A 19,168-nucleotide genomic window follows, 5' to 3' on the forward strand; every position below is an offset into this window, starting at 1 on the left:
ATTCGTCGTCGACCCGGAGGAAAACGAAGCCCTTCTGCGCCTGGGCCTGCACCGTCTGCCGCCCAAGGACTTCCCCCGCCTTCGCACCTTGGCCCCGGTCCTCGCCGACTACGACGGTGCAGCCGAACTGGATGAGGGAATCACCATCCCGCTCTCGGGCGTCGCATCCCGCCTCCCGCGACCGGGAGCCCCGACCACTCCCTGATCCGGAGGCACCCGACATAAAGCCTCGGCAAGCCGGCTCTGTCCTCGTTCTCGCCGAAAAGCAGGCGATAGCTATCAGCGTCCACGGACCACTGAGGGTCCGCCGGAGATCGTTGCCTTCCTGTGTCTTCCCCGCGCAGGCACAATGCCGGACACTGAGTTCAACGGTGTCGTCCGCGCACCGGGGGAGGCAGCGCCGTCATGAACGCATTGATCACCTTGGTTGCAGTCACCGGACACCAGAACACCACGCCGGCACGCATCCCTGTCCGGCCCATGGAACCCGATGATCTTCCCGAGCTCACCAGTCTGCATCGGCACGCTTACGCCGGCGGTGCCGCACGGCAGAATGGTGGCGGTCTCGGCTGGATCGGCACCTCCATGGATGAGGGCCGGGGCCGGCCCGCCGAGGCAGCATCCCTTGTAGCTTCAGGACCTGATGGTCGGATCACTGCCGCCATCATCATCGCCGAACGCGACGGCGAAGCAGTCATCGATGAACTTTTCACGCACCCGGACCACCGCCGCCAAGGCCTGGCCGAAGAACTCCTCCGGCACTGCCTGCACGCCCTGCACATCCTGGGCCGCACCACGGTCAGGGTCGCCGTTGACGAAAACAACGCAGCGGCGATGGCCCTCTACCTCTCCAGGGACTTCCGCCGACTCGCGGACGATGACACTGACACGGACTACGATTGAAACCCGGACAGCAGCACCGGACAGGCCACGGACCCGGACCCGGGTCTTAGACGGCAAGTTCTTCGGCGGTCGCTTCAGCAGGCGGCTGGCATAGGTTGAACCGAGCACGGAAATTCCCCGGGATCCGCCCATGTTCCGGGCGAAAGTGCTGGTGCCCGTAGCGGCCCCGATGTCCTTGATGCGGACGCTGTTCTGGGCGATGGGGTTGGTGGTCTGCATCATGCAGCCCATGCCGGCACCGAGGACGGCCATGTAGATCCCGGCGAGCCAGGCAGGCGTGTCCAGGCCCATCGTCGAGAAGAGGAACAGACCCATCGCCAGGAGCGCGCCCCCGGCGATGGGCAGCGCCTTGTAGTGGCCCGTGCGCGTGATGAGCTGTCCGCCGGCCAGGGAGACGACCATGGCAGCAAGCATCAGATCGGGGTGGCCACAGTCGAAGCGACGACATACCCGGTGGTCACCCAGGCCAGGTGGTCCACGCCGGCCAGCTCCCCCACGATGGTCGGCAGTGCCCGGGCAACGATCATGTTGTCCAGCTGCGCCAGCAGCATGGCGACAATCAGCCCGATCATCGCGGTGATGATCCGCCGGGACGCAAGCCGGGTCTGTCCAGGTTGGCTGTCTCTTTCCATGCCTGGTGACCTCCGGAAGTTGCTCTAAGGCCTGCATGCCGTAGGGTTAGCATCGTACTTACCGGCCGGTTAGTTACCAATGTCAGTTTTCAATTCTGTCGGCCGGCGGAAACCCCTAGGAGTGGAGGCAGAGGTCGCACAAATGAGTGACACGGCAGCCGGAGCACCTGCCGGTGCAGTCGGGACGCGGGAGAAGATCCAGTCCGTTGCACTGCGCCTGTTCGCTGATCAGGGATATGAGTCGACGTCCATGCGGCAGATCTCCGAACAGCTCGGCATCACCAAAGCCGCCCTGTACTACCACTTCACCAGCAAGGAAAGCATCGTCCAGGCGCTGATCGAGACCATGCTGGCCGAGGTCACCGCCCTGGTGGAATGGGCCCGTGCGCAGGAGCCCGACCCGGGTCTGCGCCGTGAAGTGCTCGCCCGCTGGTCGGCGATTATGCACGACCAGGGCCTGCGGATGTTCCGCTTCCTCGGCGCCAACTACCGCCTGGTCCGCGACATCCGGGGCGAACCCGGACAGCCAGGCGGGATGGCCGCCGTCGTCAGTGAATTGTTCTCCATCCTGACCCCTCCGGACGCGAGCGTCGAAGACCAGCTGCGGGTCCGGTTTTCCCTGCTCATCATCAACATGACGGGCATGGCCGCCCGCGATCTCGATGCCGGCGAGGAGGAGATCCTCGACGCCGCGGCGCGGATCTCCGCCGGACTTCTGCCACCCGACTTCTGACCCCCTGCTTTGGCGCCCCGCTTTGGCGCCCCGCGCGCCCGCCGGCGCCCCGGCGATCCCTGCCCAACGATCCCAACGCCCCATTCCGACTCCTGATTGGAACCCCATGTCTGTGCCGATCCTGGCCGCCCGAGACCTGACCAAAACCTACGGGCGCGGGCCCGACCGCTTCGATGCCCTCAAAGGCGTCTCCCTGGAGATCGACCGCGGCGATTCCGTGGCGATCGTGGGGAAGAGCGGCTCGGGCAAATCAACCCTGATGCACCTCCTCGCCCTCCTGGACACCCCCGGCGGCGGCCAGATCCAGGTGGATGGGACAGACGCGAAGACCCTGAACGGACGCCGGCTCAACGCGCTGCGGAATTCGATGTTCGGCTTCGTGTTCCAGCAGTTCTTCCTCAACCCGTCCTCCACCGTGCTGGAAAACGTCGTCCTCCCCCTCAAGATCGCGGGCGTCGGCAGCCGTGAACGGCGCGCACGCGGAATGGCCATCCTGGAACAGCTCGAGCTGGCCGACAAGGCCCGGAACAAGGCCGGAAACCTCTCCGGCGGCCAGAAACAGCGGGTCGTCATTGCCCGCGCCCTGGTCAACACCCCGCAGGTCCTGTTCGCGGACGAACCCACCGGAAACCTGGACACCGCCACCGGGCGCATCGTCGAGGACATCCTGTTCGACCTGAACACCCGCCATGGCATCACCCTGATCACTGTCACCCACGACCACGACCTGGCCGCCCGATTCAACCGCCGTCTCTATATCCGCGACGGCCTGCTGATCAACACCGACGAGGAGCACGCGGCATGAAACCGCTCGAAATCCTGAAGACTGCCATCACGAACAGCTTCCGAAGCAAACTGCGCACCTCGCTGACCATCCTGGCCATCTTCGTCGGAGCGTTCACCCTCACCATCACCAATGGCCTCGGCACCGGAATCTCGAACTACATCGACACCCAGGTCGCCGCCGTCGGCTCCAGCAACGCCTTCACCGTCGGCAAGGCCGATACCAGCGGCAATACAGCCCCCGGGCCGAAAAAATACGACCCCAGCACCCGGGTCCTCGCGGCCGGCGGCCGGCCAGGCTCAACCCAGCTGGCCCTGGGCCAGGCCGACCTGGACACGATCGGCGCCATCCCGGGCATCACCGCGGTCACGCCGGTCATCAGGCTCAACCCGGACTACGTCCAATGGAGCAACGGCGACAGGTACCAGCTTTCCGTGAGCCCCCTCGCCGGTGCCCAGCCGCAACTCGCGGCGGGCACTGCCCTCGACGACTCCGGCACCGAACCCCAGCTCATCCTTCCCGCCAGCTACGTGGCGCCGCTGGGGTTCACGGACAACAACCAGGCCGTCGGCCAGAACGCCACCATCGGCATCACCGACGCGACCGGGACGCTGCACCCCATCAGTGCCCGCATCACCGGGATTGAACAAAGCGCCCTGCTCGGCGGCGGCGGCGCATTCGTCAACAAATCCCTCTCCACAGCCCTTGCCGATGCCCAGGGCACCGGAGCACCGGCCGCAACGAAGACCGCATGGGCGGACGCGACGGCCACCTTCGCCCCGTCCACCGCCGCGCAGGTCACGGAGATGAAGAGCAGGCTGGCCGCCGCCGGCTACAGCGCCCAGACCCTCGATGACCGGATCGGCACCGTCAAGACCGTCATCAACGGGATCATCGGCGTCCTGGACGCCTTCGCCGTCATCGCCCTGATCGCGGCCGGGTTCGGAATTGTGAACACCCTGCTGATGTCCGTGCAAGAACGCACCCGGGAAATCGGCCTCATGAAAGCCATGGGCATGGGCAGCGGATCAGTCTTCGGGCTCTTCAGCACCGAGGCGGCCTTCATCGGTTTCCTCGGAAGCGCCATCGGCTCCGCTGCCGCGATCGGGCTCGGAACCGCCGTCAGCGGCGCCCTCGCCCGCGGTCCCCTCAGTGATCTGGCCGGCCTGCACATCCTCGCCTTCGCCCCGGGTCCCGTCGCCGGAGTCGTCCTCCTGGTCATGGCCATCGCCTTCATCGCAGGAACCCTCCCGGCCTGGCGGGCCGCGCGGCAAAACCCCATCGACTCGCTCCGCTACGAATAACCCGCGCCCGCTGACCGACTTTGGGCCGGCCTTTCAGGACAGCAGGAGGCGAGTCCGGTCCGGCAGCCCTGCAGCTCCGAATCAATTGCACAGACTAAGAGCAGAAGGTGGCCATGAGTGTTCAGCAGGAGACCGCCCGCACGGATACGGCGACGTTGCGGCGGCATGTCCTCCCCACGGAACTGGGGCCCTGCACGGTCCGCGTCCAGCAGGGCACCGGAGGCCGGGGTCCCGCGTCCAGCAGCCCGGATGTCTACCTTCACGGCGCCGCCGGATCCTGGACTACGTTCCGGCCCCTGCTGTCCGGTGCACCGGCCCATGATCGGATACTGATTGACCTGCCGGGCTGGGGTGAATCCACGGAGGGCGCCCGGCTGGAACATTTCAGCGTTGAGGCGATGGCACGCGCTGTCATCGAGGTACTTAACTCGCTCGGGTACCGGCGGTGGAGCCTCGTGGGCCACTCCATGGGAGGCTTCCTGGCATTGCACATTGCCGCGGCGTGGCCGGAGCAGACCATCAGCGTAGCCGCGATTTCGGCCACCACCTTCGGTGTGTCCGAGGCGTCCCGGCGTCCTCTGCGCAGCGTACCCGGGTTCCCGGCGTTTGTGGGCATGCTGCTGGCCATGCGTTCCCTGACGGCCCTCGGCCCGGCAGGGCCAGCACTGCTCCATGCCATCGGGACCACGCCTGTGATGCGTTCACTGGTATCCCCGCTCTTCGCAGACTCCACGGCCATCTCCGCGGGGGTGATCCGCGGGCTCGGCGCCGACGCACGGCCGGCCAGCTTCGCCGCGGCTGCACGGGCCGTGGCCCGCTACGATTTCGGCCAGTGGCGCAGCATCCTCTGCCCGGTCCTGGCAACCCGCGGGGACGAGGACGTGTTCACGCCGCCGTCTGACCTGATCCGGTTTGCCGAAGTAGTCCCGCACGCCCGGCTGGTGACCATCCCGCGCTGCGGCCACTTCGCCAACGTCGAACAGCCCGAGCAGGTGCAATGCCTGCTCCATGACCTGCGGTCCGCATGAAGTCGCCTGCGGACAGCCCGTCCGCGCTGCCCTGATGAGATGCGGAGTCGTCATCATTCCGGGGGAACTTCCTCATCCTCCGGTTGGAACCTTGACGGATTGCGCACCGGGGTTGTGAATCCCTGCTTAGGGTGAAGGCATGTATAGGAAAATCACGTACCTGAGGCCGCTGGCGGCACCGGCTACGGCTGCGCTGCTTCTGGGGACGCTTCTTGTTCTGGAGCAGCGCCATTTCGATCAGAACAGTGCCTTGCTGCTGGCCCTCCTGACCGGCGTCGCTGTGGCCGAGATCCTGCCGGCCGCGGCTCTGGTACTCGTCGTCACCGCTCTGGTTCTGCAGAGCGTGAGGGTCCTGCCGCTGGTCCTGCTCTCGGGAGTGCTGAGTTACGCCGCGGTTCCTGTCGTGATCTTCTTTGCCATGATCGGCTGGAAAACCCGGAACCGGTGGATTGTTCCCCTTGCAGCGGTCGTCTCTGCCGGCGTTACAACGGTCAACTGGTTTACCGACCAGACCTGGATCAATTTCATTTTCGGCACCCAGATCTATGGCAGGGGGTTCCTGCGGTCTCTCACCTACGCTTTTCTGATCTTCGGAGCGTTCGCCGCCTTGAACCTCGCGGCCTGGGCCGTGGGGATGGCAGTGATTAACGCCTCGAGAAGCCGGCGAGCCCAGCTCGCAGCGGAGGCCCGGCTGCGGGCAACCGCAACTGAGCTTGCCCTTGAACAGGAACGCAACAGAATCGCCAGGGAACTCCATGACGTCCTCGCCCACTCCTTGACGGTCATCGTCGCGCAGGCCGATGGAATGCGCTTCGTCCACCGGACGGAACCGGACGCCGTCGACGAGGCTTCCCGGGTCATCGCTGACGCCGCCAGGACAGCGCTGGTCGAAACGCGCCGGCTGATTGAAGGCTTCTCCACAGAGACGATGGACCCTGCGTTGCGGAGCACCGAAGAGCTAGGGGTTCTTGCCGGACGGTTGAGCTCCAGCGGCATGCCGGTCGAGCTCGTCACGACGGGCACGCCCTGGAACCTGACTCCCCTGCAGCAACAGACGGTTTTCCGGCTGGCACAGGAAAGCCTGACCAACGCCTTCAAACACGCGGACCGGCGCAAGGGCGCGCGCCTGCACCTGGCATGGACGGCAACGTCCCTGGAGCTTCGTGTCCGTTCCTCCCTCATCGCCGCGGGTGACCTCACGCCAAACGAGGAGGCATCCCTGGCCGGCCGGGGAATCGCCGGGATGAAAACGCGCGCCGCAGCGGCGGCGGGCTGGGTCGAAACGGTCCGGGGCGAGGAGACCTTCGAGGTGCTGGCATTTCTCCCATCGGCAGGCACCCGCCAAGAAGCCGCTGGAGCCCCGGACAGGGAGCCCCTGCCGGTCCTGGAAGCAGCCAGGCTATGACCGCCGCACCCATCCGGGTTGCCCTGGCAGATGACCAGCCGCTGTTCAGCGCCGGACTCAAAATGATCCTGCGCAGCCAGTCCGACATGGACCTCGTCGGAGACGCCATCAATGGAGAGGCCGCCGTCCTTCTCGTGCAGGAGGCAGGTCCCGATGTGCTGCTGATGGACATTCGAATGCCCGTCATGGACGGCATCACCGCCACGAGGAAGATCCTGGAAGCCACGCCCGGGACGTCCACGAAGATCATTGTCCTGACCACCATCCAGCACGACGAAGCAGTCGTCCGCGCCATCCAGGCCGGTGCCGCCGGCTTCCTGACTAAGGACACCACACCGGAGTTCCTCCTCGCTGCCATCCGGACCGTGCACGCGGGCCACTCAGTCATCGCCCCGGCTCTCACCAACGAACTCCTGCGCGACTACACCACCCCCTCCAGCGGCAACGACGCGGCGCTCGCCGACCTGTCCGGACGGGAACGCGACGTCTTCGTCCTCGCCGCCAAAGGCCTGGGAAACGCCGAGATTGCCGCGTCGCTCGTCCTCAGCGAAGCCACCGTGAAGACCCACGTGGGCAGCGTCCTGGCGAAACTCAAACTCAAGAACCGGATCCAGCTCGTCGCGTTCGCCCACGAAAAGAACCTACTGACCTAGCCCTTCAGACCAATCGCCCAGGCCTTCCCCCCGGTAGGCCGGCCACCGCATCGGCCAAACGCACTAAGGAGCCACCATGAAAAAGAAGACTCTCGGCGCCGCCGTCCTGATAGCCGGCACCGCCGCCGCGCTTGCCGCGGCTGCCATTCCGGCCGCGTCAGTTACCGCATCCCCGGAACCAGTCTCGGGGATCACCCATCAGGCCGAGACCTACGCGTCAGCCGATCCGATCGCCGAAAAGGGCATGCAGGAGGCTGTCCGGCTCTGCATGGCCAAGCCCGGCTTCGACTACACGCCCCCCGCCATGGACCTGACACTGGACCTCAACGGTGCCATCGGGTTCAAACGGCTGACCGTCGGCGCCGCCAAGGCCAGCGGCTACGCCAGCATCGGGCCGCACGGGCCGCGGGAACCCACAGCCGACACAGCAGACGGCCAACTCTTTGCCAACCCGGCATTCACCAACGCCCTCACCGGGACCAATGGATCCGCAACAACGACCCACGTCGAGGGAACGGGCACCTCGTCCGGCGGATGCCGTGGCGAAGCCATGAGAACCATCTACGGCAGCGCCGAAAACTACATGCTCGCCACCGGCATCGCCTACAACTCGTTCTTTCCGGCCAGCCTGTCCACCTCGGGCGATTCCGGCATCGACAAAGCCATAAAGGACTGGAAAACGTGCATGAACGAATCCCCCTACTCGTCGTACGCGGATCCCCATCAGGCCGCTGAGGCCGGACGGGCTGCGGGCGGGCAGGAAGAGTTCAAAATCGCCGTCACGGATGCCGTCTGCCGCGACAAGACCGGGTTCCATGCGGCGCTGGACAGGGTCCTGGACAAATACGTGACGACCCGCATGCAGGAACTTGCCCCGCAGATCGAACAGGTCAAGGAGATTCGCCGGACCGCTGCAGCAAACGCAACAGCTCTGGCTGCTGCCGCCAGATAGCGCCCGACCAGCCGTGGTTCACGGGTTCCGGCACGGCACTCCTGGCCCAGTCCGTCGTCGTGCAGAGCGCCGGACCAAAACACGATGCAGTTCCTGACGTCTCCGCGGCCACACCACGCACCACCGACGCCGGCACCGCTGTCGGCACCGCAAGCCTCCAGCTGCTCGGTGTCCGGCGGCTGGATCTTGCCGGGCAACGAGCCGGCAGCGCACGTTGACCGGCACCTGGGCCGGACAAAAAGACGCCGTCAATCTTGCCGCGATCTTTGAAGCCTGACCGAAGACGAACAGGATCCAGCTCTGCTAGGGCGACGTGTTGGAAGCACCTTTGGGCGCGATTTCCTGGAGGACCCAGCGGTTGCCGTCCGGGTCGCTGAAATAGGCGAAGAGGAATCCGCCGAGGTCGTGGGGATCGCTGATGTCCGCACCGCGCCGAAGCAGCTCGGACCGGGTCGACGCCATGTCGGCCACGACGAGCTGCAGCCCTTCCAGGCTGCCCGGGGTCATGCTGTGCATTCCTGTCCCGATAACAATCGACGCCGATGAGCCGGGCGGTGTGAGCTGCACGACCCGCATCCCTGGAATGTGTTCGACATCGTGGTCGAGCTCAAATCCCATCTGCTCCGTGTAGAACGTCTTCGCCCGGTCCACATCGGAGACCGGAACCTGGATAACCTCAAGGCGCATTTCCATGTCCCGGACCCTACCACCCTTGCGCAAACGTCTCCCTGTTTCATCCGGTTTCTTCGGGAAGCGCCGCGATGAGAGGCGACGGCGGCGATCTGCTTTCCTCCGGGGCCGGACTAGCGACTGCCGGTATCGCGCCCGCACAGTCCGTCGATCAGGCCCGTCTGCGCTGTTCCGTTGCCCGGTCAATTCCGCTACCGGCTTGGCGGTTCCCTCTGCGACGGGTGTTCGCGATGGCGCTGGTGGGGGCATGGCCTATTTTGCGGCAAGCTCCGCATGCAGCTTCTGGACCCGGGCCTTGATGTCGTCCCGGACCAGGCGCATGCGTTCCATGCCTTCGATGCCGCGTTCGGAGGGCTCGTCCGTATCCCAAACCTCGAGCCGCTGACCCTCGCGGGGCTCGACTTTTGCTTCGTTGCCCAGGACGACGACGACGTCGACCGCGTCCAGGACCGCGTCGCTGACGGGCTTGGGGTGTTCGCCGGTGATGTCGATGCCGAGTTCGGCCAGGGACTCCGCGGCCTGGGGATTGAGCGACTTGCCCGGTTTTGTGCCCGCGGAGTAGACGGTGACGGCCCCGCCCGCCAGCTGGTTCATCAGGCCAGCGGCGAGCTGGGATTTTCCGCCGTTCTTGCTGCAGACGAACAGGATGCTGGGAATTTTCGAGGTCTCGGTCATGCTCTTGATTGTTCCTTGTTCAGTCATTCCAGCGATCCACGGGCGCGGTTCGCCGACGGGGAGTCCGGTTCAGGTGTTTTCGCCGGAGCGGCCGTGGGCCAGTCCGGTGGGAAAACCGACCAGCACCGGCTCCGGAGCGGAGCAGCACGGGGACTCGGATGCGACGGCGGATGCGGATGCGGCCGGAACGTCGCAGCTGGTGCCGGCGCCGGAGGAGCAGACACCGGTCGCGGGGAGTTCGAGCTGGACGGTGTCCGCGGCTTTGCGGTCCCCGGCGAGGGCTGCGACGACGGACCGGACCTGTTCGTAGCCGGTCGCCAGCAGGAAGGTCGGCGCCCGGCCGTAGGACTTCATGCCCACGATGTAGAAGTCCTTATCCGGGTGGGCCAGCAGTGCCGCGCCGTGCGGGGGAACGGTGCCGCAGGAGTGGAATTCCGGATCGATGAGCGGGCCGAGCGCCACGGGTGCTTCGACGGCCGGGTCCAGGTTCAGCCGGAGTTCCCGGAGGATATCCAGGTCCGGGCGGAAGCCCGTGCAGGGCACGACGACGTCGGCCTCCAGGGTCCGGCCGTCAACGGATTCGACGGTCAGGTGCGAGGTGAGGGATTTCAGCGAGCTGATGCCGAAACCGGTGTGCAGTTCGATGGTGCCTGCCTCGACGAGGCGGCGCAGGCGGGCTCCGAGCTGGCCGCGGGCGGGCAGGCCGTCGGCGTCGCCGCCACCGTAAGCTTTGTCGGCGGACGCGCCGCGGACCGCCCAGAGGATCCGGGTGTCGGGTTCGTCCCTGGCCAGGTCGGCGAGGCTGATCAGGGTGTTGGCTGCGGAGTGGCCGGCGCCGACGACCAGGACACGGCGGCCGGCGAACGAGGCCCGGTCACGGCCGGTGACGTCCGGGAGCGGCGAGGAAATCCGCTCCGCTGCGGATTCTTCGCCGATGGCCGGCAGCCCGGATGTGCCGAGCGGATTGCGCGCGGACCAGGTGCCGGAGGCATCAATGACCCCGGCCACCGTGTGGTCCCGAATTTCTCCGTCTTCGTGCTCGACCCGGACGACGAACGGCGCGGCCTCGCGGTGACGTGTGTGGGTCTTGTCCATGCCCTGGCGGGTGACCGCGATGACGCGCGCGCCGGTCTGCAGATGCGAGGCTATCCCGGGAACAGCGGCCAGCGGCGTCAGGTAATTGTCGATGAGCTCCCCGCCGTAGGGCAGCGCCGTGGGCCGGGGCGATTCCCATCCGTCGGCTTCGAGCAGGCGGACGGCGGCGGCGTCGATGTTGAACCGCCACGGGGAGAACAGCCGGATGTGGCGCCACTGCTCGATGGCGGCGCCCGCGGAAGGACCGGCTTCGAAGATCAGCGGTTCGAGTCCGCGTTCGAGGAGGTGGGCCGCGGCGGCCAGCCCCACGGGGCCGGCACCGATCACGGCAACGGGAAGGTTCTTCGCTGGATCCATGGTGTCCCCTGTTTCGTTCGTAGGTGCCGGGCTGGTTACTGGGCCGCGGGCATCAGGGACGCGATGAGGTCCTCGATGCGGGTCCTGATGTCGTCGCGGATAGGCCGAACGGCGTCGACGCCCTGGCCGGCGGGGTCCTCCAGGACCCAATCCTCGTAGCGCTTGCCGGGGAAGTAGGGGCACTCGTCGCCGCAGCCCATCGTGATCACGACGTCGGATTCCTTTACGGCCTCGGTGGTGAGGACTTTGGGAATCTCGGCGGACATGTCGATGCCCAGTTCGGCCATCGCCTCGACGGCGGCGGGGTTGACCTTGTCGGCGGGCTGGGAACCGGCGGAGCGGACCTCAATCCGTCCCTCGCCGAGGGTGGTGAGGAAGGCGGCGGCCATCTGGGAGCGGCCGGCATTGTGGACGCAGACGAACAGGACGGAGGGCTTCTTGGCGGTTTCGGTGCTCACGGAGTTTCTCCTGGATTTAGTTCGGTGACGGATGCAGCGCGGGCCGGCAGGGGGCCTGCGTCAGACACGGTGGAGCGCCAAGCGGGATATTGATGTTGATCGATATAGACAGTATTGGACTATAGATTGATGATTGTCAATGTTTGCGTGACGCGGGCCGCACCACGCCAAACTAGGCAGCAAGCATGCGCGGAGCGAGGCCGTTGATACGGTGGGCGATGTCCTCGAAGGCCTTCTCGAAGGCCTCGTCGGTACCCAGCCGCAGCGGATCCGGCACCGACCAGTGGAGGTCGCCCTGCCCGGCCAGCTCCTCATGGGCGTTATCGCACACGGTCACCATCAAGTCCCCTTCCGCCGTCACCGCGTCCAGCTGGCGAGGACGAATGCCGGCGAGGTCCATGCCGTGACGGCTGGCGACCTCGACGGCGCCCTGGGCGATGCTGTCGGCGGGATGTGTTCCGGCCGACATCGATGGGATGTCGCTGGCCTGTCGCCAGAGTGCGGCGGCCAGCTGGGAGCGTGCACTGTTTCGCGTGCAGACGAACAGGACGCGGCGCGCACCGTGCGCGGCCCCCGGCACCAGGCCCTCCAGAGCGCCGGCAGCAAGCCGGATGTAGCTGCGGCGCCTGTCGGCTTCGGAGCGGTGGCGCACTGCCAGCCCGGCCTCTTCCAGAGTGCGCAGATGGTGGGACAGCAGATTCGACGGCATGCCCAGCTCTGCCTGCAGCTCCGTCGGGGCGAAGTCCCCCAGGGTCAGCAGGTCAACGATGCGCAGCCGCGCAGGATCGGCGAGGGCCGCGTGCTTGGCCACCCGCGCCCGAAACCCGCCCACTGTCTCAATATTCATTGATTCAATTTTGACTGAGTTAATTCTTTCGGTCAAGCTGTTTCCATGACCTCCAACCAGCCGCCGCTGTGGCGACGTGCCGTCGCTGAACTGCTCGGCACCAGCTTGCTCGTGACCATCGTCGTCGGCTCCGGGATCGCCGCACAGCAGCTCTCCCCCGGTGACACCGGCCTCCAGCTGCTCCAGAACAGCACCGCCACGGTCCTGGGCCTGACGGTGCTGATCCTGGTGCTCGGGCCCGTGAGCGGCGCGCATTTCAATCCCGTGGTTTCCCTCGCCGACTGGATCCTGGGTCGAGGCAGCGGTACCGGACTGACCCTTCCGGAGCTGGTCACCTACGTGACCGCCCAGACCGTGGGTGCGGTGAGTGGCAGCGTGGTCGCGAACGCCATGTTTGACGTAAGCACCTCAATCTCCGCCAAGGAGCGCGCAACGACGGGGCATCTACTGGGCGAGGTTGTGGCTACCGCGGGGCTGGTCCTGCTGATCTTCGCCCTCGCAGCCACCTCCCGTGGCGTCCTCGCCGCTCCGGCGGTGGGTGCATACATCGGCGCCGCATACTGGTTCACGTCTTCGACATCGTTCGCGAACCCGGCCGTGACTGTCGGCCGCATCTTCAGTGACACGTTCGCCGGCATCGCACCGGCCTCCGTTCCCGCCTTCGTCCTCGCACAGCTGGCCGGTGCGGCGGTCGGCTTGGGCCTCCTCCTTGTCCTGTTCCCCGCCGCGGCCCGGGCCGCGGACGGCGTCATTCTCCGGCACAGCGCCGAGACGGCCAGCTCCTAACCTTCACCAGCCCCGCCTTTAGGCTCATACATTGATGATTGTCAATATTCAGGCATAATGGATACATGAACTCGCTGCCTATGCTCGAGCCGGTCACGGATGAAGCCTGCTGCGGCCCGGCAGGAATACCTGCCCTGGGTGCTGAGGAGGCGAAGCGAAAGGCCGTGGTCTTCAAGGCGCTGGCCGATCCGAACCGGCTGCGGCTGCTCTCCATGGTCAAAGCCGAAGCCTCCGGTGAATCCTGCGTCTGCGACCTCACCGGGCCGCTGGGTCTGGGCCAGCCCACCGTTTCCCACCACCTCAAGATCCTGGTCGACGCTGGCCTGCTGCACCGCGAAAAACGCGGCACCTGGGCGTACTACTCCCTCGTTCCGGGCGCCATCGAACAGACAGCCGCCCTCCTGGCGACCCTGTGACCGCGCCGGAACTGTCCGCGTTCGCCATCCGCCCCTTGCGCGACGGCGACTGGCCGGCCGTGCAGCGGATCTACCGTGAAGGAATTGCCACCGGCCACGCCACCTTCGAATCAGAGGTGCCCGACTGGGAACGGTTCAACAACTCGAAACTGACCCGCCACCGGCTCGTTGCCGAAACTGCAGACGGTCGGGTCCTGGGCTGGGCCGCCGTCTCCCCCACGTCGGGCCGTCCTGCGTACTCCGGCGTGGTCGAACACTCCGTCTACGTCGCTGCCGTTGCCCGCGGACAGGGCCTGGGCGCAGCGCTGCTGCGGGCCCTGTCAGACTCCACCGAGGCTGACGGAATCTGGACCATCCAGGCCAGCGTCTTCCCCGAAAACGAAGCCAGCCTCAGACTCCACCTCGCCAACGGATTCGTCGTCGTCGGACGCAGACACCGTATCGCCCGGATGGCGCACGGGCCGCTCGCCGGGCAGTGGCGCGACACCGTCCTGATCGAACGCCGCTCCCCCGCCATCTGACCAGCCCCAGATCCGGCCCCGCCTCAGGCGACCGCAGAAGACTGTTTGTGCCCCTGACGCCGTCAACGCTCCCGCCCCGCCCTGTCGCGACCCATAATGAAGCCATCAGCAACGAATCGCGAACACTACCGGACCGCATGCGGATTCAATCCTGGAGAGGGGGACAGCCCGACGTGGAACCAAACACAGCGGAAATCATGGCCGGATACAGCCGCGCCCGCCACGCCCTCGACGGCTGGCTCGACAGCGCAACGGCCGCGGACCTTCGGCGCGGCAGTAGCGGAACGCGGTGGACCAACGAAGAACTGCTATTCCACATGGTTTTCGGATACATGATCGTCCGCGCCCTGCTTCCGATGGTCCACGTCCTCGTCAGGCTCCCCGAACCGGTCGGCAAAGCGTTCGCCGCCGTCCTGAATGCCGGAGCACGCCCGTTTGACGTCGTGAATTACTGGGGTTCCCGGGCCGCTGCCCTCGTCTACAACAGGCACCGAATGCTCCGGAAACTCGATACCACCATCACCGCCATCACGCGCAGACTGGAACGTGAGAGCCCGACCTCGCTATCAGGATCGATGCCCTTCCCGGACCGGTGGGACCCATTTTTCGCCCCGGCCATGACACTCAACGACATCTACGCGTACCCCACGCTTCACTTCGACTTTCACGCCCGCCAGCTATCTCTGAGCCATCCACTCCGCTAGGTGCGCCACGCGAAAAGGTGGGCGTCCCTCGCGGACGTGGTCGGCGCGGTTTCTTACCGGCGATCCAGGCGGATCGTCTCCGTGAGCTGCCCGGTCTCATCCGGGGTCCCGGGTGCGCTGGTAAACAGGGACATTGTTTCGGAGGCGGAGCCCCGCCTGAAGTGGCCACTCCCGGCACGGACCGTCAAGATCACACTTTCGGTCTCCCCCGTGCATGACCGTTGCCCGGACCCGGCACCTCCAAAGACAGCAGGCCCGTGGCGGCTGGCTTGTGTCAGGAAGATCCCGACGCCGGCGATCCGGCCTTCCTCGCATCGGTAGCTGACGCGCACCTGAACCTCTGCGCCGTGGCTGAGCAGTCTGCCGCTTCCGGTCCGCAGTACATCTCCGCCATCGGCGTTTGCCGGCGCTGCAATCGCGAGCAGGGCAAAAGAGCCGGCCACAGCGGCCCCGGTCAATGCCCTGAGCCGGCGCCGGACGCCGTCGTCGTTAGCGGCCGGACGCGCGGGTTCCGCCGCTGCGTGCCGGCACCGCGCCGTCATCTGCGCTCCCAGGTGCTGGTTCATGAATGCCCTTTTCTTCCGGGGTCAGCACGGCCCCAGCATGAATGTCGTCCTTATTCAGTCCGGGCGGGCCTGCAGAGTTGAAACCCCGGTGAGCGGGATCGGGGCGGCGGGTATTGCTCCCGCCGCCCCGCCAGGCCTGTTCTCCGGGTCCTCAGCAGGGCCCGGTCACCAGGTGATCGTGCGGTGGTGGCGCCTGTTGTTGTCGTGCCGCTGCCCGTTGTGGTCAAAGAACCCGTCTTTGTCGTGCCGGCAGCCGTCATGGCCCGTCCACGAGCCGTTATGGTCATTGTCGTCACGCCATTTGCCGTCGTCGTCACGCCAACCCCAGCCGTCGGAGTTGCTGTGCCACCGGTCCTCGCCGTCAAACCAGCCGCGCTGGGTGTCGTGCCGGGTGTTGTCCCGCATCTGGTGCCTGTTCTGGAACGAGGACTGGTTCCAGGAGCTGGCGGTGGCACTGACAGCGGCGCTGGCGGGCAGGGCACTGGCACCCAAACCCAAAGCAGCCGTCACGGCAGTTGTTCCGATGATGCGAATAGTCTTTTTCATGAACTTTGTCCTTTGGAGAAGTCCATATCCCCGGTCCCCGAGCCGTCGCCGGGCAGGCATGCCGCCCACGGGGCCACGATCCCGGATTGCTGACGCGATCCCCGGGAAGACACCGGGAGATATGTATGTGATAGCCATTGGTGGCGTCGCGCCGGGATCCTGGCCGGCGGCCGTGGTCCGGATCTACAGGACCGTTGTCGCTCCGGAGGTTGTTGCCCTGAGCACCTTTCCAGTTCACGCCCGCGGCGGACTCCCGGATAGGGACTAAAGACCCTGATGGTTTTTTTGGACGGCTCTGGCATTCGGGTACCGCGGGCATTCGGGCACCGCGAATTCCCGGAACCGGCCAGGAAGGTATCCGTAGGCGGCTCTTTGAACGAACTGACACTTCACCTATTGCATTTGCGCATAACTGGTGGCTCCTCAGGTATTGGACGTTGAGTAACCAGCGATGCCATGGTCGGCTGGTGAAACGATCAAGATCCACGACGCCGGCGCGACCATCCATGTCGAGCTCAACAGACCAGAAGTCCGCAACCTGATAGACCAGCTCATGGTGGACGAGCTCCACACCGTCTGCGCTGATCTAGAGCGGGATCCCGGAATCCTCATCCTGTCCCGGGCCCGGCTTCCCTGGTCGGCATGGCGGTTTCGGTGTCGTAAGTAGAAGGTGAGGGCTGCAGATTCGGCAGGAGCTTTCCGCACCTCACTCATCGAGGGGAAATGTGGGGCGTCAGAAGCCCGTTGCAGGATCCTGGCTAACTTGAGGGCAGGGAACCTGTGGATGGCGCTCGAAGGGTTCTGGATCAGGGGAATTCTGTGCAGGAAACCTGGCGAGAGAGGTCATGGATTTACCAACTCGGCGGTCTGCGCCGCTGCTATGCCGTCGAGGATGAGCTTCAGTCCGAAGTCGAACTCCTGGCCGTAGGCGTAGCCCGGCTGCAGGATCAGGCTGACAGCCATGTCAGCAAGGTTGGGGAACGCCTGCGCCATCTGCTGCTGCTGCGCCATGATGTCTTTCGTGGCGCCGCCGATGTCCCCCGAAGGGTCGAGAGGCAGCGACGCCTCCTGCTGTGCAAAGCCGTGCACATAGCTGTCGAGAATCGACATGGCGTGGCCGGTCAAGGGCATCGATAATCCTGCCGCGCGCAGGCAGCCGATCACGGAGTCCAGGTGACCTAGGGTCGCCGGCCCCGGCGAGGTTCGGGCCTTGATGCTGATCGCCCAGGGATGCTGCGCCAATACGCTGCGCATCGACTCCGCTCGATCGCGCAGGGCCTTGCGCCACTCGTCACCGGCGCGCGGGGTCGAGAACTCGGAGTACACGACATCGAGCATCCCGTCGAGAATATCGTCTTTGCTCTTGACGTGGTAGTAGAGCGACATCGCCTCGATGCCGAGTTCCGTGGCGAGCTTGCGCATGCTCAGCGACGCGATACCTCCGGCATCGGCGAGGGTCACAGCCACCCGGATGGCCCGCTCCCGGGTGACCGGCTCTCTGGTTTCTGACTTTGCCATAGACCTTACCTTACATCGTATGGTACGGTCTTGTCATTCGACCTTACACCGTATGGTCAGCTTCGTCTTTGAGACAGGACACACCATGATCAACGCACGCAGAATCGCCCGCACCGTCGGCACGCTCATGCTCGCGGGCTTCCTCCTCTACGGCATCGGAAGCTCCATCGCGACAACCGCCTCCGGCCCGCTCCTCACCACCGGCGCGGTGATGATGCTGCTCAACTCGGCGGCCGTCATCTCCATCGGTGCGCTCATGTTGCCAGTCCTCCGCCCGCACGCCCCGGCAGTCGCCGTCGGCTACCTCGTTACCCGGATCTTCGAGGGCGCGTTCCTCGCGGTTGGCGCGATCGCCTTGCTCGTCGGAGTCTCCAACACCAACTTCCTCGCGTACAACGTCGCGATGGCCGGTCTCGGTATCGGAAGCCTGTTCTTCTGCGGCGCGCTCTACCGCTCGCGCCTCGTGCCGCGGTTCCTCGCGGTCTGGGGATTCGTCGGCTACGCGTTGTTCGCGGCCGGCTGTTTCCTCGAACTCGCCGGAGTCGCCGGCGCCGGCCTTGTCTCCGCCATTCCCGGCGGCCTGTTCGAGATCATCTTCGCCATCTGGCTCATCGCGCGCGGCTTCGGCTCAACCGCGGCCATAACGGTCACGGCTCGCGCCTGAACACCCCCCTGGATGACGGGTCGCATCGCTAGCACGCCCGCGATATTGGAAATTAGGCGAGGCATTACCCCCGCCCCGCCGCCAAGCCCCCACAAACGGCGCGAGTCAACCCAACGGCCAACCCACCTTCGAAGGACCATGACATGGCCACTACCACCCCTGCACCGGCGGATTCCCGTAGGACCCGTCCGCAAACTGTCCGGCGCGCCCTATTCGGTACGGTCTAAAACGACTGTATTCGCAACAGCCAACCAGGTCCGTTGGCGGAGGCCGGATGGGCGCAGGGATTGCCTACGCCTTCCTGGTCTCCGGCGCAAAAGTGACCGTCGTCGAACGGGACGCGGCGGCAGCCGCAACTGGCCACGACCGCTTCACCGGGACCCTGATGAGGGCCATTGAGGAAGGTGCCGTTACGTAGGATCTGGACGCGCTCCTGGGCCGGTTCGCGGTCTCGACAGACGCCGTCGACTTCGGAAGTGCGGGCCTTGTTGTCGAAGCCGTATCGGAGGAATTCAACCTCATTCAGGATGCGCCGCTCAATGTGGAGCGACACCTTGGCGCGGATCCTGGATTGCCACCTGAACTGCCCGGGGCCGGTGACGCCCTGGTCGCTCACACGCTTAGGAGCGGGAGGTCTTCCGGGATGAGGTCGTCCAGCGGTGCTGGCCAGTCCGGGTCGTCCGTGTCGGTCTCTCGGAAGTGGTGCCAGTCCGGGAAGGGGTCCCGGGGCAGTTGCGGTTCTGTGGGCTGGCCTTCGTTGGGGCGGGTGTTCGCGGCCGGGGTGTGGTCCGGCCAGTGGGGTGGTTCCCAGTCCTGGTGCTCGCTCGCGTAGTACCGGCCCGTCGGTGAAATCCACCCCGGCGGGCTGTCCTTGCCCGCCCCGGCGGGTGTCCACGCGGAGCCGTGTTTGAGGCGGTGGTGTTTGCGGCAC

23 protein-coding genes and 3 pseudogenes are annotated in these 19,168 nt (G+C 65.9%); 16 read left to right on the plus strand and 10 right to left on the minus strand.

Annotated elements, in window-relative coordinates:
- Both AC1DES_RS18590 and AC1DES_RS18595 read left to right on the plus strand, forming a co-directional pair.
- Positions 1–205 (plus strand): annotated as a pseudogene (locus AC1DES_RS18590) (TetR/AcrR family transcriptional regulator); the annotation flags it as partial.
- A gap of 380 nt (positions 206–585) precedes the next feature.
- The gene (locus AC1DES_RS18595) at positions 586–903 is read left to right on the plus strand and encodes a GNAT family N-acetyltransferase (RefSeq protein WP_476897204.1); all 318 of its coding nucleotides are present in this window, start codon (positions 586–588) and stop codon (positions 901–903) included.
- 132 nt (positions 904–1,035) lie between these two features.
- On the opposite strand, the pseudogene AC1DES_RS18600 reads toward AC1DES_RS18595, so the two are convergent.
- A pseudogene (locus AC1DES_RS18600) lies at positions 1,036–1,317 on the minus strand (MFS transporter); the annotation flags it as partial.
- Entirely contained in the window at positions 1,317–1,535 is a 219-nt protein-coding gene (locus AC1DES_RS18605; RefSeq protein ID WP_476897182.1) for a hypothetical protein, read from the minus strand. The gene AC1DES_RS18605 and the pseudogene AC1DES_RS18600, both read right to left, overlap by 1 nt.
- Before the next feature lie 142 nt (positions 1,536–1,677).
- Between AC1DES_RS18605 and AC1DES_RS18610 the strand changes: the two genes are divergently transcribed.
- From AC1DES_RS18610 to AC1DES_RS18640, 7 genes are all read left to right on the plus strand, one after another.
- Positions 1,678–2,268, plus strand: coding sequence for a TetR/AcrR family transcriptional regulator (locus AC1DES_RS18610; protein ID WP_476897183.1), 591 nt, complete (start codon positions 1,678–1,680; stop codon positions 2,266–2,268).
- Between the two features lie 106 nt (positions 2,269–2,374).
- Positions 2,375–3,073, plus strand: coding sequence for an ABC transporter ATP-binding protein (locus AC1DES_RS18615; RefSeq protein ID WP_476897184.1), 699 nt, complete (start codon positions 2,375–2,377; stop codon positions 3,071–3,073).
- Positions 3,070–4,356: an ABC transporter permease gene (locus tag AC1DES_RS18620; RefSeq protein WP_476897185.1), complete on the plus strand. Its 1,287-nt coding sequence runs from the start codon at positions 3,070–3,072 to the stop codon at positions 4,354–4,356. The genes AC1DES_RS18615 and AC1DES_RS18620 overlap by 4 nt, the downstream gene beginning before the upstream one ends.
- A gap of 113 nt (positions 4,357–4,469) precedes the next feature.
- Positions 4,470–5,384, plus strand: coding sequence for an alpha/beta fold hydrolase (locus AC1DES_RS18625; protein WP_476897186.1), 915 nt, complete (start codon positions 4,470–4,472; stop codon positions 5,382–5,384).
- Positions 5,385–5,523: 139 nt separating this feature from the next.
- Positions 5,524–6,789 carry a sensor histidine kinase gene (locus AC1DES_RS18630; RefSeq protein ID WP_476897187.1) on the plus strand — a complete coding sequence of 422 codons (1,266 nt, stop codon included), beginning with the start codon at positions 5,524–5,526 and terminating at the stop codon, positions 6,787–6,789.
- A complete protein-coding gene (locus AC1DES_RS18635) occupies positions 6,786–7,442 on the plus strand; it encodes a response regulator (RefSeq protein ID WP_476897188.1) in 657 nt (218 codons plus the stop codon). The genes AC1DES_RS18630 and AC1DES_RS18635 overlap by 4 nt, the downstream gene beginning before the upstream one ends.
- Positions 7,443–7,518: 76 nt before the next feature.
- A complete protein-coding gene (locus AC1DES_RS18640; protein ID WP_476897189.1) occupies positions 7,519–8,394 on the plus strand; it encodes a hypothetical protein in 876 nt (291 codons plus the stop codon).
- Positions 8,395–8,697: 303 nt separating this feature from the next.
- On the opposite strand, the gene AC1DES_RS18645 is transcribed toward AC1DES_RS18640, so the two are convergent.
- The 5 genes from AC1DES_RS18645 to AC1DES_RS18665 form a co-directional block, all read right to left on the minus strand.
- Positions 8,698–9,087 carry a VOC family protein gene (locus AC1DES_RS18645; protein WP_476897190.1) on the minus strand — a complete coding sequence of 130 codons (390 nt, stop codon included), beginning with the start codon at positions 9,085–9,087 and terminating at the stop codon, positions 8,698–8,700.
- A 249-nt stretch (positions 9,088–9,336) separates the two neighbouring features.
- Positions 9,337–9,786, minus strand: coding sequence for an arsenate-mycothiol transferase ArsC (locus tag AC1DES_RS18650; protein WP_476897191.1), 450 nt, complete (start codon positions 9,784–9,786; stop codon positions 9,337–9,339).
- Positions 9,787–9,828: 42 nt separating this feature from the next.
- Positions 9,829–11,211, minus strand: a complete 1,383-nt coding sequence (locus AC1DES_RS18655; RefSeq protein ID WP_476897192.1) for an FAD-dependent oxidoreductase — start codon at positions 11,209–11,211, stop codon at positions 9,829–9,831.
- Positions 11,212–11,246: 35 nt separating this feature from the next.
- The gene (locus AC1DES_RS18660; RefSeq protein WP_476897193.1) at positions 11,247–11,669 is read right to left on the minus strand and encodes an arsenate reductase ArsC; all 423 of its coding nucleotides are present in this window, start codon (positions 11,667–11,669) and stop codon (positions 11,247–11,249) included.
- A gap of 172 nt (positions 11,670–11,841) precedes the next feature.
- On the minus strand, positions 11,842–12,516 hold the full coding sequence (locus AC1DES_RS18665) for an arsenate reductase/protein-tyrosine-phosphatase family protein (RefSeq protein ID WP_476897194.1): 675 nt from the start codon (positions 12,514–12,516) through the stop codon (positions 11,842–11,844).
- A gap of 45 nt (positions 12,517–12,561) precedes the next feature.
- Between AC1DES_RS18665 and AC1DES_RS18670 the strand changes: the two genes are divergently transcribed.
- From AC1DES_RS18670 to AC1DES_RS18685, 4 genes are all read left to right on the plus strand, one after another.
- Positions 12,562–13,302 (plus strand): aquaporin, encoded by a 741-nt coding sequence (locus AC1DES_RS18670; protein WP_476897195.1) that lies wholly within the window; start codon positions 12,562–12,564, stop codon positions 13,300–13,302.
- A 65-nt stretch (positions 13,303–13,367) separates the two neighbouring features.
- Positions 13,368–13,718: an ArsR/SmtB family transcription factor gene (locus AC1DES_RS18675; RefSeq protein ID WP_476897196.1), complete on the plus strand. Its 351-nt coding sequence runs from the start codon at positions 13,368–13,370 to the stop codon at positions 13,716–13,718.
- The gene (locus AC1DES_RS18680) at positions 13,715–14,239 is read left to right on the plus strand and encodes an N-acetyltransferase family protein (protein WP_476897197.1); all 525 of its coding nucleotides are present in this window, start codon (positions 13,715–13,717) and stop codon (positions 14,237–14,239) included. Before AC1DES_RS18675 ends, AC1DES_RS18680 begins: the two co-directional genes overlap by 4 nt.
- Before the next feature lie 173 nt (positions 14,240–14,412).
- Positions 14,413–14,943 (plus strand): DinB family protein, encoded by a 531-nt coding sequence (locus AC1DES_RS18685; protein WP_476897198.1) that lies wholly within the window; start codon positions 14,413–14,415, stop codon positions 14,941–14,943.
- A 731-nt stretch (positions 14,944–15,674) separates the two neighbouring features.
- Here AC1DES_RS18685 and AC1DES_RS18690 read toward each other — a convergent pair.
- Entirely contained in the window at positions 15,675–16,055 is a 381-nt protein-coding gene (locus AC1DES_RS18690) for a hypothetical protein (protein WP_476897199.1), read from the minus strand.
- Positions 16,056–16,506: 451 nt separating this feature from the next.
- On the opposite strand from AC1DES_RS18690, the gene AC1DES_RS18695 reads away from it, so the two are divergent.
- On the plus strand, positions 16,507–16,722 hold the full coding sequence (locus AC1DES_RS18695; protein ID WP_476897200.1) for a hypothetical protein: 216 nt from the start codon (positions 16,507–16,509) through the stop codon (positions 16,720–16,722).
- Positions 16,723–16,898: 176 nt separating this feature from the next.
- Here AC1DES_RS18695 and AC1DES_RS18700 read toward each other — a convergent pair whose 3' ends face one another.
- Positions 16,899–17,573, minus strand: coding sequence for a TetR/AcrR family transcriptional regulator (locus tag AC1DES_RS18700; protein ID WP_476897201.1), 675 nt, complete (start codon positions 17,571–17,573; stop codon positions 16,899–16,901).
- An 85-nt stretch (positions 17,574–17,658) separates the two neighbouring features.
- Here AC1DES_RS18700 and AC1DES_RS18705 point away from each other — a divergent pair, with 85 nt between their 5' ends.
- Complete coding sequence (locus AC1DES_RS18705) at positions 17,659–18,237, plus strand: DUF4386 domain-containing protein (protein WP_476897202.1); 579 nt, start codon at positions 17,659–17,661, stop codon at positions 18,235–18,237.
- A gap of 274 nt (positions 18,238–18,511) precedes the next feature.
- Positions 18,512–18,655, plus strand: coding sequence for a 3-hydroxyacyl-CoA dehydrogenase NAD-binding domain-containing protein (locus AC1DES_RS18710; protein WP_476897203.1), 144 nt, complete (start codon positions 18,512–18,514; stop codon positions 18,653–18,655).
- Positions 18,656–18,849: 194 nt separating this feature from the next.
- Here the strand turns inward: AC1DES_RS18710 and AC1DES_RS18715 are convergent.
- Positions 18,850–19,168 (minus strand): annotated as a pseudogene (locus tag AC1DES_RS18715) (hypothetical protein); the annotation flags it as partial.

It is taken from the genome of Arthrobacter sp. 05T442, assembly GCF_056395945.1.

Excerpts from the sequence above, each read along its gene's own strand:
- AC1DES_RS18595 (WP_476897204.1), top strand. The coding sequence starts at position 586 with ATGGATGAGGGCCGGGGCCGGCCCGCCGAGGCAGCATCCCTTGTAGCT.
- AC1DES_RS18605 (WP_476897182.1), bottom strand. The coding sequence starts at position 1,535 with ATGGAAAGAGACAGCCAACCTGGACAGACCCGGCTTGCGTCCCGGCGG.
- AC1DES_RS18610 (WP_476897183.1), top strand. The coding sequence starts at position 1,678 with ATGAGTGACACGGCAGCCGGAGCACCTGCCGGTGCAGTCGGGACGCGG.
- AC1DES_RS18615 (WP_476897184.1), top strand. The coding sequence starts at position 2,375 with ATGTCTGTGCCGATCCTGGCCGCCCGAGACCTGACCAAAACCTACGGG.
- AC1DES_RS18620 (WP_476897185.1), top strand. The coding sequence starts at position 3,070 with ATGAAACCGCTCGAAATCCTGAAGACTGCCATCACGAACAGCTTCCGA.
- AC1DES_RS18625 (WP_476897186.1), top strand. The coding sequence starts at position 4,470 with ATGAGTGTTCAGCAGGAGACCGCCCGCACGGATACGGCGACGTTGCGG.
- AC1DES_RS18630 (WP_476897187.1), top strand. The coding sequence starts at position 5,524 with ATGTATAGGAAAATCACGTACCTGAGGCCGCTGGCGGCACCGGCTACG.
- AC1DES_RS18635 (WP_476897188.1), top strand. The coding sequence starts at position 6,786 with ATGACCGCCGCACCCATCCGGGTTGCCCTGGCAGATGACCAGCCGCTG.
- AC1DES_RS18640 (WP_476897189.1), top strand. The coding sequence starts at position 7,519 with ATGAAAAAGAAGACTCTCGGCGCCGCCGTCCTGATAGCCGGCACCGCC.
- AC1DES_RS18645 (WP_476897190.1), bottom strand. The coding sequence starts at position 9,087 with ATGGAAATGCGCCTTGAGGTTATCCAGGTTCCGGTCTCCGATGTGGAC.
- AC1DES_RS18650 (WP_476897191.1), bottom strand. The coding sequence starts at position 9,786 with ATGACTGAACAAGGAACAATCAAGAGCATGACCGAGACCTCGAAAATT.
- AC1DES_RS18655 (WP_476897192.1), bottom strand. The coding sequence starts at position 11,211 with ATGGATCCAGCGAAGAACCTTCCCGTTGCCGTGATCGGTGCCGGCCCC.
- AC1DES_RS18665 (WP_476897194.1), bottom strand. The coding sequence starts at position 12,516 with ATGAATATTGAGACAGTGGGCGGGTTTCGGGCGCGGGTGGCCAAGCAC.
- AC1DES_RS18670 (WP_476897195.1), top strand. The coding sequence starts at position 12,562 with ATGACCTCCAACCAGCCGCCGCTGTGGCGACGTGCCGTCGCTGAACTG.
- AC1DES_RS18675 (WP_476897196.1), top strand. The coding sequence starts at position 13,368 with ATGAACTCGCTGCCTATGCTCGAGCCGGTCACGGATGAAGCCTGCTGC.
- AC1DES_RS18690 (WP_476897199.1), bottom strand. The coding sequence starts at position 16,055 with ATGAAAAAGACTATTCGCATCATCGGAACAACTGCCGTGACGGCTGCT.
- AC1DES_RS18695 (WP_476897200.1), top strand. The coding sequence starts at position 16,507 with ATGCCATGGTCGGCTGGTGAAACGATCAAGATCCACGACGCCGGCGCG.
- AC1DES_RS18700 (WP_476897201.1), bottom strand. The coding sequence starts at position 17,573 with ATGGCAAAGTCAGAAACCAGAGAGCCGGTCACCCGGGAGCGGGCCATC.
- AC1DES_RS18705 (WP_476897202.1), top strand. The coding sequence starts at position 17,659 with ATGATCAACGCACGCAGAATCGCCCGCACCGTCGGCACGCTCATGCTC.
- AC1DES_RS18710 (WP_476897203.1), top strand. The coding sequence starts at position 18,512 with ATGGGCGCAGGGATTGCCTACGCCTTCCTGGTCTCCGGCGCAAAAGTG.